Raw genomic sequence first — 15,142 nt, 5'->3', positions numbered from 1 at the left:
AAGACCATTATCTAGAAATATCTTGAGACGTCCAAGTATTTTCTTTATTACTGGACTCTTATTAGAGAGTAAAACTAAGCCTGAGATAGGGCTTAAATATTAATATACGAGTGGGAATGGTGTCAGGATTAATCGTAGGTCTTGCATTTGGACTTGGAGCATTAGGTGCTGTAGTTCTTGGGAAATTAGCAGATGTATATAGCCTGCAATTTATTATGCTATTATGTAGTTGTCTACCATTAATTGGACTCACTTCATGGTTACTGCCAAGTGATAAGAAAACGATAGAATAGGGGATGCGCTATGAAATTGTGTGAAAACGTTACGGAATTAATAGGAGATACACCTGTCGTCCGATTATCTAAATTTATTCCGGAAGACGCAGCAGATGTGTATGTGAAACTAGAAATGTTTAATCCATCGCGCAGTGTGAAAGACCGTGCTGCTTATAATTTACTTCACGTTGCAGAAGAGAATGGTCTCATCAAACCAGGAGATACAATTATTGAACCGACAAGCGGGAATACAGGGATTGGTTTAGCGATGAATGCAGCAGCTAAAGGGTATAAAGCGATTTTAATTATGCCAGATAATATGTCAAAAGAGCGTATTAATTTATTGAAAGCATACGGAGCAGAAGTAGTTTTAACACCAGCAGAACAAAGAATGCCAGGAGCAATTGCGAAGGCGTTAGAACTGCAAAAACAAATACCGAATAGTTTTATCCCGCAACAATTTGAAAATCCAGCTAATCCGAATATTCACCGTTATACGACTGCACTTGAAATTTACGAACAAATGGATGGAGAGCTTGATGCTTTTGTTGCAACGGCAGGAACAGGCGGAACGATTACAGGGACTGGTGAAACGTTAAAAGAGAAATTGCCAAACTTATATATTGCAGTAGTGGAACCGAAAGGATCTCCCGTTTTATCCGGTGGTGTACCAGGTCCTCATAAACTAGTAGGAACAAGCCCAGGATTTATTCCGAAAAACTTAAATACAGAAGTGTATAACGAAATTATTCAAATTGCAGATGAAGAGGCTTTAACGACAATGAGAAACTTAGCTAGACAAGAAGGATTATTAGTTGGGCCATCTTCTGGAGCATCTGTTTACGCTGCAATCATGATAGCGAAACGCCTAGGCGTTGGTAAAAAAGTTTTATGTATTGCGCCTGATACAGGTGAACGTTATTTGAGCATGGGGTTATTTGAATAAAAAGGATAGAAACACCTTAATAGTGAATAGCTGCTATTAAGGTGTTTGTTTTATGGAATGAAGAGGGGGAGAAGAACAATGAAACTATTAAAACCAATCCATGAATATAGTGAGCATATTACGGCGTATAGACGAGCGTTTTTACACTCAGGGGAACAACCACATGGAAGTAGTTCTTTACAAAACTTTGATTCTCTTGATGAATGGTTTGAAAAAGTGAGTAAACAAGAACTAGGAGAAAACTTACTAGCTAATCGAGTGCCATCTAGTCAGTTTTTAAGTTTTGAAAAAGGGGAACTTATAGGTTTTGTGAATATTAGACATAGATTAAATCCAGAATTATTACGGGAAAGTGGTCATATTGGATATAGTGTCCATCCGAATAAACGTCGCCACGGTTACGCTACGAAACAACTACAACTTGCATTAGCTGAAGCGCAAAAATTAGGATTGCAGAAAGTATTAATAACTTGCGATAAATCCAATATCGGTTCTGCTAAAACGATTCAAAAGGTTGGAGGTGTGTTAGAAAATGAAGTAGTTTCTTCTCGTACTGGTGAAGTTATTCAGCGCTATTGGATAGAAATATGATTAAGTAGGAATTTGAAAAGGTAATGCAAGCTGTAATATCGAAATAGATAAATGAAATATAGGGGATTACTGCAATTTTAGGGGGAAATGAAATGGGATTAAAAGAGAAAGCGATAGAGATGTCAGAGATTTATAGGAAAAATCCGAAAGTAGAAGCTATTATTTTAGCGGGTTCAGTAGCTAGAAGGCTTGAAGATGAACATTCAGATATAGAATTACATATTTTATGGTCAACACCGCCGGAAGATGAGGATCGTAGGGCCCCTATTTATCATATTGCTGGGAAAATATTATCGTATCATCCGTATGAGGAAGAAGAATGGTCGGAAACGTATTTAACGAAAGAGGGAATTAAATTAGAGATTAGTAACTTTTTAACAGAGACAGTAGAGAAAGTGATTTCGGATGTGGTGGATCAATATGATATAAGTTATGAAAAACAATGTATTGTATCATCCATTCATGATGGTGTTAGTTTGTATGGAGAAGGGAAAGTGAATGAATTAAAAGAAAAAGTAGCGGCATATCCAGATGAACTAGCAAAACGGATGATTTCAGAAAATCTATGGTTAAGTAATCGTTGGCACAATCGAAAGGCGCTTTTAAAACGGAAAGATTGGCTTATGCTTTATGACGTTATTTGCGAAGTACAAAGGAACATATTCGGTGTTTTATTTGGTTTGAATAAAATGTACGTACATCATCCAGCGTTTAAATGGATGCCTAATAATGTGGAACGAATGACTATTAAACCTGAAAAATTATATGAACGTATGGCGGACACATTAATAGGGAATCCAGAAAAAAGTGTGCAGGAGTTAGAGTTGCTAATAGAAGAAGTGTTGCAACAAGTTCATACATACGCGCCAGGAGTAAATGTGGATGAGCAAGAAAAATCTATTTTTTATTTTGTGAAATAGAAAATAGTAATAAGGGGGAAGTTATGGGGTTTTTTAATAGGTTTTTTAAAAAAGTTGAAAAAGTAAATGAGCAAGAAGCTACTCTTCATGAATTAAGTGAAGAATTGTATGTTGAATCACCGGTAGAGGAAGCGACTAGTTACTGGGTATCAATGGCACAAAATATAATTGTTAATGCTGTAAAAGCGGCTGACAATGATGTGGAACGTGCCTTCGTGTTATTGAATTTGAAGAAAGGTGAGGCTTCATTTGATATTTTTTATCAAATAAATGGGCAATTGTATTTCTGGGATCAGCTAGAAAATGAGACGATAAGAAATAGAATTCAGAACGAGTTGTTACCGCAAGCTCCAGAAGTTTCAAATGCAGTAAATGAGCAATTTCGTGGAGCTGATCACCCTATAATTTCGTTCGCACAATTGCAGTTTGAATGGGAAACGAAAGCCTGGTTCTCACATATAATTTGGGAAGATAGCCTTGCTGCTCAATTGCCCAAAACTCAAATTCTAAATGAATGGTTTCGTGTAATTAAAGAAGAAACGAAAAATAGACCACTGGATAGTGATGCGAAATTTTCTTGGTATCCATCAAACTCTTAAAAAATGAATACAGAGAGACAGGTTATGTTTCTAGATGATTTGTATTATTGAATAAGTATCAATAATACGTAATTCTTTTTCTATTGCCTGTTAGAATTCGTTATGTACTAAGCTACTTGTTTTCTAAACTAAAACTTATATTTCGAATTTTCAAATAGATTGTAATACATAAAAATTCGAAATATAAGTTGACACTATTTTTAATGTGTGATAAAAATGATAGTAATCAATTCGGAAAATAATATTTGGGCAATGAAAGGGTATAGTAGTGAATATCTCCCTATTTCAGAGAGCTGATGGTTGGTGTGAATCAGTATATAGATTATTCATGAAGTTCGTCCTGGAGCATCTTTCATAAATCTCATATTTTGAGGAAATGAAAGACGGTAGTTTATACCGTTATCAAATAAAGTGGTGAAGATTTTTTCGCAACTAGGGTGGTACCGCGATATTTATCGTCCCTACGTATTTACGTAGGGACGTTTTTTATTTAGGTCCTAACTTTGGTGTGGCTTCATAACTAGGGTGGTACCGCGATATTTTATCGTCCCTACGTTTTTGCGTAGGGGCGTTTTTATTTAGGTGGTTTCTTAGTGTTCTTCACAACTAGGGTGGTACCGCGATAATTTTGTCGTCCCTACGTATTTACGTAGGGGCGTTTTTTTATTATTAGGGAGGAAGTGAACGTATTAGAAAAGAGTATTGATAGAACAATATAAATACCGAATTGTAACAAAGAAAAAGAGATAGAGAGGAGATTAACAAATGAATTCACAGCAATGGACATCGAAATTAGGTTTCGTATTAGCTGCAGCAGGTTCGGCAATTGGTCTTGGGGCGATTTGGAAATTCCCATATATGGCCGGCATTGGAGGAGGCGGAGCGTTCTTCCTAATTTTCATCGGTTTCACATTATTAATTGGTTTACCGCTATTATTAGCTGAATTTGTTATTGGAAGAAGTACACAAAAAGAGGCTGTCGATGCATATAGAGAGATTGCTCCTAAAACGTTATGGCCTTGGTTAGGTAAATTAGGAATTGTAACATGTTTCATATTACTTTCTTTCTACAGTGTTGTAGGAGGCTGGATTTTATTATATTTATGGAATGCAATTACAGGTAGACTATGGGAAGGAAATGGAGCATACGAAGCTACGTTTGGTGAAATCATTTCCAATCCATATTTAGCAGTTGGATCACAGCTATTATTCATCCTTATTACTATTTTCATCGTAAGTAAAGGTGTACAAAATGGTGTTGAAAAAGTAAATAAATATTTCATGCCAGCATTATTCGTTTTATTCTTTGTATTAATCGTTCGTGCACTTACATTAGATGGTGCTGGAGAAGGCGTTCGTTTCTTCTTACAACCTGATTTCTCACATGTAACATCAGAAGTTATATTATACGCAATGGGGCAATCGTTCTTCTCATTATCTGTCGGGGTAGCCGTTATGGTAACGTATAGCTCATACTTACCGAAAGAAGAAAGCTTACCACGTTCAGCATTTTCTATCGTAGCCTTAACTCTTGTTATTACATTACTTGCAGGACTTGCAATTTTCCCAGTTGTGTTCGCATTTGGAATGGAACCATCTCAAGGGCCGGGACTATTATTTATCGTGTTGCCAGCTATTTTCAGTAAAATGGCGTTCGGAAAATTATTCTTCATTGTTTTCTTATTACTATTCTTCTTCGCTACGATTACATCAGCAATTTCGATGTTAGAAATTAGTGTTGCATCGTTAACATCAAAAGGTAAAGGGAAACGTGAAAAAATGGCCTTAATCGTAGGGTTATTAATCTTCGTTGTTGGGGTACCATCAGCATTATCATTCGGTATATTAAGTGATCTGAAGATTTTCGGGAAGACAGTCTTTGATTTAGCGGACTATGCAGTAAGTAACGTATTAATGCCACTTGGTGTATTATTAGTTTCTATCTTTGTTCCTTTAAAAATGAAGAAAGATGTATTAATGAAAGAGCTAGGTGTAAGTAAAAATAAAGGTTATAAACTATTCGTATTATGGTTATTCTTACTTCGTTATATCGCACCAATTGCGATTATTATCGTATTCTTAAATGTACTTGGCATTATATAAAAAGAAAGGTAGCGTATCATACAAAGATACGCTACCTTTTTATTTTGCTCTTTTTTGCAATTCATTTACTGTTACGAACTGATAGCCCTTCTTAGATAAAGAATCTAAAATACCTTCAATCGTTTGTAAATTTTCATTAGACTCATCATACATAGAGTGCAGTAAAATGATAGAACCTGGTTTTACATTTTTATTAACGTATTTAATTTTATCAGCCGCAGATTTATAAAAAGTATCGGGCTCAAGATCCCATGTGATTGTTTCGATATTGTTTTTATTTAAATAATATGGCAGCCCTATTAACTTCTTACCGTTAGGGGGCCTAAAATCAATTTCGCCTGTAAATCCTGTTTGGCGGATTAATGAATTCGTTTTTTCTATTTCACCTTTAATAAAAGAAGGTGTTTTGAAAACCATTCTATTATGAGAATATGTATGGTTTCCAAGTTGGTGCCCAGATTGCGCGATAGCTTCACCTAACGATAGATTTTTCTCTAATTCATTTCCAATTAAAAAGAAAGTAGCTTTAGCGTTGTATTTATCTAGTAGCGGTAATATTTGTTTTACATTGTTAGTAGGGCCATCATCAAAAGTTAAAGCGATCACTTTTTCATTTGTTTCTACACGTTGTGTTAAATATCCAAATAATTGAAAGCTTCTTGCGTTCATCAATTTGTATGTTCCGAATAATGCCGTGATAATAAAGAATAGTGTAACGATTGTAATGATAATTTTTTTCTTCATAATGTAACCTCACAATGATTTTTGATTCAATTAAAAAGTATTATATCAAACTAAGTAATTTCGTGCTTTAAGAAGGGTGTGGATGCAAGGAGAAGGAATTTATCATATAATAAAATACAAAAGGTATATTAGGAGGTGTTTATATGGCGATTATAATTCAATTGCCAGACACTGCAACGTCTCATGCAAAGCCAAGTATGGAAATGGCGATACTTTGCGTGAGGTAGACAAGTAATATACAATCGCCTATATGAGCTCGTATCATTTTTTATATTTGGCTTTGCACCTTATTGAAATGAACCATAAAAAATAAGGGGCGAGCAGAAATGAAATACGTAAAAGCTAATGCTGTTTTACCGGAGAGTTTAATTACTGAAATTCAAAAGTATATACAAGGTGAAACAATTTACATTCCGAAACAAGAAACGAAACATTATAAATGGGGTACACGATCTGGCGGAAGAAAACAACTAGATGAAAGAAATAAAGCAATTAAAGAAGCTTTTAAAAGTGGGATTGCTATTCATCAACTTGCAGAAGAATATTTTCTTTCTGGGGAAACGATTAAAAAGATTGTGTATTCTAAATAAGAGGAAAAGAGTCTGATTCATATATTACTTTGAATCAGACTCTTTTTGTTTTATATGTATTGGATATATGAGGTGTGAATGGGCATGATAATAGAAAAAATGTGCCGTTTTTTTATTAAATGGTATACAGAGCATTTGAAAAGTAGAAAGGTGAACATATATGAATCATATTGGACAAATAACGATAGAGCTTTTAGTTGGTTTTTTTGTTCTATTAATTGCTACAAAAATATTAGGGAAAACACAAATATCTCAGCTAACGCCATTTGATTTTATTTCTGCAATCGTCCTAGGTGAGCTCGTTGGAAATTCAATATATGATCCTAAAATTAAAGTATGGTCTATTTTATATTCAGTATTTGTTTGGGTAATTTTAATTTATACTATAGAAGTGATAACACAAAAAGTAAGAGGAACAAGAAGGTTTTTTGAAGGATATCCTTCAATTATTATTCGTAATGGAAAGATTGATCGTGAACAATTAAGCGTAAATCATCTGGATATAAACCAATTACAACAAATGCTTAGGCAACAAAAAGATATATTTTCAATCCGAGAAGTTGAATATATGATATTGGAACCGAACGGAAACATAAGCGTTCTGAAAAAAAGTAAATACGAATCTCCTACTATAAATGATTTAAGTTTAAAACATAAGCCTGTATACTTACCAATTTCATTAATTAGTGATGGAAAAGTAGTTAAGGATAATTTGAGGGAAGCGGGATTTGATGAAGGATGGCTTTATAAACAAATAAAGCAAAAAGGAATTACTAAATTTGAAGACGTATTATATGCGGAATGGAAAACAGATGATGGCTTCTTTTGTCAGGAAATGCAGCGGTAGAGAATAAGTGATATATGTAATGTTTGTTTCTAAGTTATCTTTTACATATCAAAAAACGTAATCATTGTATACAATAAAACTAGATCAACAATTTGTATGGAGTGATAAAGATGGAAGCGTTTATTAGAAGTGATCAATATAATTTTATAAAATCACAAGCTTATATTTTAGCAAACGGGCATGCAACGGCAAATGATAGAGGTGTAATTCAAGCGTTAAAATCGCTTGCGATTGAAAAGATAATACATGTATTTGAGAATTTAACGGATGAACAGAAAGAGTTAATTGATACGGTATTAACAGTTCAAAATAGAGAAGATGCAGAATCATTTTTAATGAAAATAAATCCGTATGTAATTCCGTTTCAAGAAGTTACAGCACAAACATTAAAAAAATTATTTCCTAAAGCGAAAAAGTTAAAACTTCCTGATATGGAAGAAATGGATATGAAAGAAATATCTTATTTAAGCTGGATTGATAAGGGGTCAAGCAGGAAATTTATTATAGCGAAAAATGATAAAAATAAATTTGTTGGTCTGCAAGGAACGTTCCAAAGTTTAAATAAAAAAAGCATTTGTTCGTTATGTCATGGACATGAAGAAGTAGGAATGTTTTTAGTTGAAATTAAAGGCGATGTACCAGGAACTTTCGTTAAAAAGGGAAACTACATTTGCAAAGATGGTGTAGCTTGCAATCAGAATATGAAATCGCTAGATAAATTGAACGATTTTATTGAACGCTTGAAGAAATAACGAGAAAACCTCTAGTATTTAAACTGGAGGTTTTTATTTTTTGAAGAAGTACAATAAGCTTTCTTTGTAAATGTAGATTTATAATGAAATTTGATAAAAATATCTATTATGATACAGTTGCTTATATGCAAGGAGGTAAAACATGGATTACCTTTTATCGAAAGAAAAAGTGAAGCGATGGCCCAAAGATATGATAGCGGCGGGGCGTTGTCATACAGTTGGCCTGAAATCGGATGGCACGGTAGTAGCGGTGGGCCGGAATAAAGAAGGGGAATGTAATGTAAGTGGCTGGCGAGATATTGAAGCAGTCGCAGTGGGCAATGTTCATATGGCAACGAACACGGGTAATGCTCATACAATCGGTCTTACATGTGACAGTACTGCGGTAGCAGTGGGTTGGAATAAGCATGAACAATGTGATGTAAACGATTGGCATAATATTGTAGCGGTTGCGGCAGGGTGGCGTCGTACTATTGGCCTGAAATCGGATGGCACGGTAGTAGCGGTGGGCCGAAATAAAGAAGGAGAATGCAATGTAAGCAGTTGGCAAGGTATTGTGGCAGTCACAGCGGGTGACTGGCATACAGTCGGTCTTAAATTGGACGGCACATTGACGACTGTGGGGAATAATCGATATGGTCAATGCAATGTAAGTAGCTGGCGAGGTATTGTAGCGGTCAAGGCTGGGTATCTTCATACTGTTGGTCTTAAACGAGACGGTACGGTGACAGCAGTGGGGAATGATAAACATAACCAGTGTGATGTAAGTGGCTGGCGAGATATTGTAGCAATAGCGGCTGGTACGAATCATACAATCGGACTTAAATCAAACGGTACCGTGGTGGCAGTGGGTTGGAATGAGTATGGTCAATGTAACGTAAGTGATTGGAGAGATATTGTAGCGATAGCGGCTGGTTGTGCACATACAGTCGGACTAAAATCAGACGGCACGGTGATCGCGGTAGGTAATAATGAATTTGGCCAATGCGATGTAGTTAGCTGGCGCGACATTCGGTTACCTGGCAAATAGTCAATTTACAATAAATCATTAGTAATATTATTCTATTTTAGGAGTAATTATGGAATAGGATATGTAGAAAATAATTAAACTTAAATCTGCTGAATAAGAATCTCTTTTGAAAAGGGATTCTTATTATTTTTCATAAAATGAGGGTGTAAATGGAATTTTTGAACAAATTTTATTTCAAAATTACAGTAGAAGATATAAATTAAAAAGTATAGAGGAGATAAAGGAATGCTTAAAAGGTTTTTACTTTCTTTACCGGATGTTTTACTTATATGTATCGTTCTCTACATAATGTACACAAATTCTTTTAGTTTTGGACAGATGCTAGTAATTTCCATTGCAATCGGAATTATTGGTGGTCTTGCTATTAGAATTTGTAAGGATGTATTCACGTATATAAGATGGACAATTAAACAAAGAAAAAATTGAATATGTTTAATAGTTATTAGGAGGGAATGAAATGACTAAGAAAAAGAATAGAGTGAAAAACGAGATAATACTTTGGTCACTAACAGCAATTGTTCTGTTAATTGTATGGTACTTTTATCAAAAATAAAAACGCAACGTACTAAAAAAGCACGATGCGTTTTTATTATTTTTTTTGCCAATTTTCTTTTATAAAGTCTTCACGCCCAGATTCTTTTTGCTCAGTAGCATATTTCTCTGGATTCTTTTTATAGAAATGTTGGTGGTATTCCTCTGCTTCGTAAAAAGGTGCAGCAGGACGAATTTCAGTCACGATTGGATCTTTAAACATACCGCTTTCTGCAAGAGCTTGTTTTGATTTTTCAGCAAGCCCTTTTTGTGTTTCGTTATGGTAAAAAATAGCGGTACGATAAGATGGACCACGGTCAAAAAATTGTCCGCCATCGTCAGTTGGATCGATTTGTGGCCAATATAAGTCTAGTAATTTCTGATAAGGAAAAATAGAAGGATCGAATGTAATTTGAACAACTTCTAAATGTCCAGATGTTCCAGCTTTTACTTGTTCATATGTTGGATTTTCTACATGACCTCCTGCATAGCCAGAAAGTACTTTATGAATACCAGGAAGTTCATCAAATGGTTTTACCATGCACCAAAAGCAACCGCCTGCGAAGGTTGCGAGTTCGTATGTTTTTTCAGACATTGCTGTAATCCTCCTAAATGTATATGTTTTATATAGTATTATATAAATTGTTTTATTGCGCAATAAAAAAGATTTGAAAATATATGTTTTTTATAAACAAGATCCTCCGCTCACATCAATTAATTGTCCAGTAACCCAGCGGCTGTCTGGAGAAGCAAGAAATGCAGCAGTATCGGCAATGTCCTCTACTTCACCTAAGCGATTGAAAGCGGAAATAGTAGTAGCGTACTGCTTCATCATTGGGTCGCTCAAGAGTTCTGCATTCATATCTGTTTTAATAAATCCTGGAAGTATTGCATTCACCGTTATTCCTCGTGCTCCAAGCTGTTTTGCTAGCGTAAAAGTCATTGTATTAATAGCGCCTTTCGTCATACTATATGCAACAAAATCAGGTAAAGAAATGCGGGTGGCAGCGGATGAAATATTAATAATTCGGCTATTGTCACGTAAACGTGGTAGTGCTAGTTGAATGATAAAGAATGGAGCTTTTGCATTTACTGAAACCATTCTATCAAAAAACTGTTCAGTCGTTTCTTCAATAAAAGCACCAGGACCAATGCCAGCATTGTTTATTAAAATATCAAATTGTGTTTCACCAGTGCGCTTTTGTAATTCAGTATCTAAAGCGTTATAAAGGTTTTCTACACCGTGTAAGGATTCTAGATTTGCGCCGATAGAAAAAGCTTGGCCACCATCTGATCGAATTTCATGAACAGTTTCTTCAGCGTCATCTTTTCGACTACCGTAATGAACAGCAACCAATGCACCGTCATTTGCTAAACGTTTAGCGATCGCTCGTCCAATTCCTCGGCTTGCTCCTGTAACTAACGCTACTTTCCCTTTTAACATAGTTTCCTCATCTCCTCATAAACTTTATAAGCTTTTCTTTATGTAGTAATGCAAACATACTTAAGTAATATATGAGTGTATGTAAGTAATGCATTCCAATTTTGATTTTTTTGAAAAAACATATTGACAATGAAAAGAACAACGTCCTATAATACGTGTAACAAATAAAAGTTAATTAAGAATTTTCTAACTTTATATGTTGTATATGCAAAGAAGAGGAAAGTAGATGATTATGATCGTTTCAGAGAGCTACTCCAAGGCTGTGAGGGTAGTAACAATCGAATCATTGAAGATCACCTCGGAGCATCGCTTGCGAAAGGGAAACTGAGTAGAGGGCGGCGGCATCGTCTCCGGTAAAAGGACGGAGGTCTGATTGGACCTACAAAGCTTATATTTCGTGAGAAGTATAAGGAAGCTGAGTGGTAACGCGAAACTCTCGCCTCAGCAATCAAAGCTACTAAATTGTAGTAGTTGATTGCTGAGGCGAGAGTTTTTATTTTTAAAAATAGAAGAAGAGAATGCGTAGAAGAGGAGAGTAAATGATAAAGATTGTTTCAGAGAGCTGCCCCGAGGCTGTGAGGGTGGTAACAATTCACTCATTGAAAATCACCTTGGAGCACTACTTTTGAAAACTAGTAAAAAGTAGCGGGGTTGTTCCCGATAGAAAAACAAAAGTCTAATTGGACTTGCAGAGCTTATATTTCGTGAGAAGTATAAGGAAGCTGAGTGGTACCACGATTCCCTCGTCTCAGCAATGGATTGCTACAAGTATGTAAGTAATCGATTGTTGAGACGAGTATATTTTTAAGGTTTATATACTGAATATTCTGTTAAAAATACTCATCTCAGCAATCGATGTAGAAATAGATTGCAAAAAATAGAGAAAAAAAGAGGAGCGATGTGAGATGGGAAACCAGTACATTTACATGAATGGGGAATTTGTAGAAAAAGAAAAGGCAGTTGTTTCAGTATATGATCACGGTTTTTTATACGGAGACGGTGTATTTGAAGGGATTCGTAGTTACGGAGGAAATGTATTTTGTTTAAAAGAACATGTGAAACGATTGTATGAATCAGCGAAATCTATTTTACTAACAATTCCAATGACGGTAGAAGAAATGGAAGAAGCAGTTTTACATACACTCCAAAAAAACGAATATACTGATGCTTACATTCGCTTAATTGTCTCAAGAGGAAAAGGTGACTTAGGGCTCGATCCGAGAAGTTGTGTGAAGCCGAGCGTAATTATCATTGCAGAACAATTAAAATTATTCCCACAAGAATTTTATGATAATGGGCTAAGCGTTGTATCTGTTGCATCAAGACGTAATACGCCAGATGCGTTAGATCCACGTATTAAGTCAATGAATTATTTAAATAACGTACTTGTAAAAATTGAAGCAGCACAAGCAGGAGTGTTAGAGGCTCTTATGTTAAATCAACAAGGATATGTTTGTGAAGGTTCTGGTGATAATGTTTTCGTTGTGAAAGATGGAAAAGTATTAACCCCGCCATCCTATTTAGGAGCATTAGAAGGTATTACGAGAAATAGTGTTATCGAGCTATGTGAGCGACTGAGTATTCCGTGTGAGGAAAGACCGTTCACTCGCCATGATGTATATGTAGCGGATGAAGTATTTTTAACAGGAACAGCAGCGGAGTTAATTCCAGTTGTAAAAGTTGATTCCAGAGAAATTGGAGATGGGAAACCAGGAAGTGTAACGAAACAATTGACCGAAGAATTTAAAAAATTAACGAGAGAAAGAGGAGTACGTGTTCCCGGGCTGACGGAAAGCTTAGCGTAAATAAGGAGAGGAGTTAATGGAAATGAAGCAGCAGTATACAGCGTATGAGAAATTACAGTATGAAGAAATGACAGGCGCTGGGCATGTGATTCAATGTTTAAAGAGATTAGGTGTAACGACCGTTTTCGGCTATCCGGGCGGAGCAATCTTGCCAATATACGATGCTTTATACGAAAGTGGTTTGAAACATGTTTTAACTCGTCATGAACAAGCTGCTATTCATGCGGCTGAAGGATATGCGAGAGCTTCTGGAAAGGTCGGGGTAGTCTTTGCTACCTCTGGCCCAGGGGCGACAAATTTAGTTACGGGTTTAGCAGACGCTTATATGGATTCGATTCCTTTAGTTGTCATTACCGGGCAAGTTGCAACGCCTTTAATTGGTAAAGATGGATTTCAAGAAGCGGATGTTGTCGGAATTACAGTACCTGTTACGAAGCATAATTACCAGGTTCGTGATGTGAATCATGTATCACGAATTGTGCAAGAAGCTTTTTACATCGCCAAAAGCGGGCGCCCGGGACCAGTATTAATTGATATTCCAAAAGATGTTCAAAATGCAAAAGTCACCAGTTTCTTTAATGAAGAAGTTGATATTCCGGGGTACAAACCAGAACTTGTACCAGACAGCATGAAACTTAGAGAGGTGGCTAAAGCAATTTCAAAATCTAAGCGTCCACTTCTTTATATTGGAGGAGGTGTCATTCATTCAGGTGGATCCGATGAACTCTTCGAATTCGCAAGGGAGAACCGTATTCCAGTCGTTTCAACTTTAATGGGACTTGGTGCATATCCACCGGATGATCCATTGTTTCTAGGGATGCTTGGTATGCATGGGACATACGCTGCTAATATGGCGGTAACAGAATGTGATTTACTACTTGCATTAGGTGTTCGCTTCGATGATCGTGTAACAGGAAAATTAGAACTTTTTTCTCCAAACTCGAAAAAAGTACATATTGATATTGATTCTTCTGAGTTTCATAAAAATGTAACTGTAGAACATCCGATTGTTGGTGATGTAAAAAAAGCGTTACACATGCTGTTACATATGTCTATTTATACACAAACAGACGAATGGCTTCAGAAAGTAAAGACATGGAAAGAAGAATATCCACTTTCTTATAAGCAAAAAGAATCTGAGTTAAAACCACAGCACGTGATCAACTTAGTAAGTGAATTAACGAATGGTGAAGCGATTGTCACAACAGAAGTAGGTCAGCATCAAATGTGGGCTGCTCACTTCTATAAAGCAAGAAAACCTCGGACGTTCCTTACCTCTGGAGGATTAGGAACGATGGGGTTTGGTTTTCCAGCAGCAATTGGTGCTCAGCTAGCTAAAAAAGAAGAACTTGTCATTTGTATTGCAGGTGACGCTTCTTTTCAAATGAACATTCAAGAACTACAAACAATTGCTGAAAATAATATCCCTGTAAAAGTATTTATCATAAATAACAAATTTTTAGGGATGGTAAGGCAATGGCAAGAAATGTTTTATGAAAATCGTTTATCAGAGTCAAAAATTGGATCACCAGATTTTGTGAAAGTAGCAGAAGCTTATGGAGTAAAGGGATTAAGAGCAACAAATTCAACCGAGGCGAAACAAGTGATGTTAGAAGCATTTGCTCACGAAGGTCCTGTCGTAGTTGATTTTTGTGTAGAAGAAGGTGAAAACGTATTTCCGATGGTTCCGCCAAACAAAGGAAATAACGAAATGATTATGAAGAGGTGGGAAGAATGAGTCATACTTTTTCACTCGTTATTCATAACGAGCCAAGTGTCTTATTACGTATAAGTGGGATTTTTGCTCGGCGTGGTTATTATATTTCTTCTTTACATTTAAACGAAAGAGATACTAGTGGTGTTTCTGAAATGAAACTCACAGCAGTTTGTACTGAAAATGAAGCGACATTACTTGTTAGTCAGTTGAAAAAATTAATTGATGTTCTGCAAGTAAATAAATTATAA

General features: G+C 35.8%; 16 protein-coding genes, 1 pseudogene and 2 other annotated features. Of the genes and pseudogenes, 14 read left to right on the top strand and 3 right to left on the bottom strand.

The genetic code is table 11. The features are described 5' to 3' along the window. Positions 1-107: 107 nt before the first annotated feature. The 6 genes and pseudogenes from MR168_RS16335 to MR168_RS16310 form a co-directional block, all read left to right on the top strand. Positions 108-293 (top strand): annotated as a pseudogene (locus MR168_RS16335) (MFS transporter); the annotation flags it as partial. A 10-nt stretch (positions 294-303) separates the two neighbouring features. Continuing rightward, positions 304-1,221: a cysteine synthase A gene (cysK, locus tag MR168_RS16330; RefSeq protein ID WP_000762273.1), complete on the top strand. Its 918-nt coding sequence runs from the start codon at positions 304-306 to the stop codon at positions 1,219-1,221. Between the two features lie 78 nt (positions 1,222-1,299). Further along, the gene (locus tag MR168_RS16325; protein WP_061113559.1) at positions 1,300-1,812 is read left to right on the top strand and encodes a GNAT family N-acetyltransferase; all 513 of its coding nucleotides are present in this window, start codon (positions 1,300-1,302) and stop codon (positions 1,810-1,812) included. 92 nt (positions 1,813-1,904) lie between these two features. Then, the gene (locus MR168_RS16320; RefSeq protein WP_086388606.1) at positions 1,905-2,732 is read left to right on the top strand and encodes a DUF4037 domain-containing protein; all 828 of its coding nucleotides are present in this window, start codon (positions 1,905-1,907) and stop codon (positions 2,730-2,732) included. 23 nt (positions 2,733-2,755) lie between these two features. Continuing rightward, a complete protein-coding gene (locus tag MR168_RS16315) occupies positions 2,756-3,331 on the top strand; it encodes a hypothetical protein (protein ID WP_000505545.1) in 576 nt (191 codons plus the stop codon). 243 nt (positions 3,332-3,574) lie between these two features. Then, positions 3,575-3,797, top strand: a binding site (T-box leader). A gap of 299 nt (positions 3,798-4,096) precedes the next feature. Beyond that, entirely contained in the window at positions 4,097-5,434 is a 1,338-nt protein-coding gene (locus MR168_RS16310; RefSeq protein WP_001088187.1) for a sodium-dependent transporter, read from the top strand. Between the two features lie 39 nt (positions 5,435-5,473). Here the strand turns inward: MR168_RS16310 and MR168_RS16305 are convergent, their stop codons facing one another. Beyond that, entirely contained in the window at positions 5,474-6,178 is a 705-nt protein-coding gene (locus MR168_RS16305; RefSeq protein WP_061113561.1) for a polysaccharide deacetylase family protein, read from the bottom strand. A 326-nt stretch (positions 6,179-6,504) separates the two neighbouring features. Between MR168_RS16305 and MR168_RS16300 the strand changes: the two genes are divergently transcribed. The 5 genes from MR168_RS16300 to MR168_RS16280 all read left to right on the top strand — a co-directional run bounded on the left by MR168_RS16300 (position 6,505) and on the right by MR168_RS16280 (position 9,823). After that, positions 6,505-6,768, top strand: coding sequence for a CD3324 family protein (locus MR168_RS16300; RefSeq protein WP_000878325.1), 264 nt, complete (start codon positions 6,505-6,507; stop codon positions 6,766-6,768). 160 nt (positions 6,769-6,928) lie between these two features. After that, complete coding sequence (locus MR168_RS16295; RefSeq protein WP_001015543.1) at positions 6,929-7,615, top strand: DUF421 domain-containing protein; 687 nt, start codon at positions 6,929-6,931, stop codon at positions 7,613-7,615. Positions 7,616-7,725: 110 nt separating this feature from the next. After that, the gene (locus MR168_RS16290; protein WP_000387074.1) at positions 7,726-8,367 is read left to right on the top strand and encodes a FusB/FusC family EF-G-binding protein; all 642 of its coding nucleotides are present in this window, start codon (positions 7,726-7,728) and stop codon (positions 8,365-8,367) included. A gap of 142 nt (positions 8,368-8,509) precedes the next feature. Next, positions 8,510-9,397 carry an RCC1 domain-containing protein gene (locus MR168_RS16285; RefSeq protein ID WP_000385092.1) on the top strand — a complete coding sequence of 296 codons (888 nt, stop codon included), beginning with the start codon at positions 8,510-8,512 and terminating at the stop codon, positions 9,395-9,397. Between the two features lie 225 nt (positions 9,398-9,622). Continuing rightward, positions 9,623-9,823 (top strand): hypothetical protein, encoded by a 201-nt coding sequence (locus MR168_RS16280; protein WP_000919314.1) that lies wholly within the window; start codon positions 9,623-9,625, stop codon positions 9,821-9,823. Between the two features lie 163 nt (positions 9,824-9,986). On the opposite strand, the gene msrA is transcribed toward MR168_RS16280, so the two are convergent. Then, the gene (gene msrA, locus MR168_RS16275) at positions 9,987-10,523 is read right to left on the bottom strand and encodes a peptide-methionine (S)-S-oxide reductase MsrA (RefSeq protein ID WP_001291883.1); all 537 of its coding nucleotides are present in this window, start codon (positions 10,521-10,523) and stop codon (positions 9,987-9,989) included. A gap of 90 nt (positions 10,524-10,613) precedes the next feature. After that, positions 10,614-11,372 (bottom strand): SDR family oxidoreductase, encoded by a 759-nt coding sequence (locus MR168_RS16270; RefSeq protein ID WP_000911822.1) that lies wholly within the window; start codon positions 11,370-11,372, stop codon positions 10,614-10,616. 514 nt (positions 11,373-11,886) lie between these two features. Beyond that, positions 11,887-12,126, top strand: a binding site (T-box leader). A 151-nt stretch (positions 12,127-12,277) separates the two neighbouring features. Here MR168_RS16270 and ilvE point away from each other — a divergent pair. Genes ilvE through MR168_RS16255 form a run of 3 tightly spaced genes read left to right on the top strand, consistent with a single transcriptional unit; the run spans position 12,278 to position 15,142 of the window. Beyond that, positions 12,278-13,177 carry a branched-chain-amino-acid transaminase gene (gene ilvE / locus MR168_RS16265; RefSeq protein WP_000528161.1) on the top strand — a complete coding sequence of 300 codons (900 nt, stop codon included), beginning with the start codon at positions 12,278-12,280 and terminating at the stop codon, positions 13,175-13,177. Positions 13,178-13,199: 22 nt separating this feature from the next. Further along, entirely contained in the window at positions 13,200-14,915 is a 1,716-nt protein-coding gene (gene ilvB / locus MR168_RS16260) for an acetolactate synthase large subunit (protein ID WP_242291424.1), read from the top strand. Further along, positions 14,912-15,142 carry an ACT domain-containing protein gene (locus MR168_RS16255; RefSeq protein WP_000019916.1) on the top strand — a complete coding sequence of 77 codons (231 nt, stop codon included), beginning with the start codon at positions 14,912-14,914 and terminating at the stop codon, positions 15,140-15,142. Before ilvB ends, MR168_RS16255 begins: the two co-directional genes overlap by 4 nt.

This window comes from Bacillus cereus group sp. BfR-BA-01356 (genome assembly GCF_022663635.1).
Lineage (GTDB): Bacteria > Bacillota > Bacilli > Bacillales > Bacillaceae_G > Bacillus_A > Bacillus_A cereus.
This window is presented reverse-complemented; position numbering and strand designations above follow the sequence as displayed.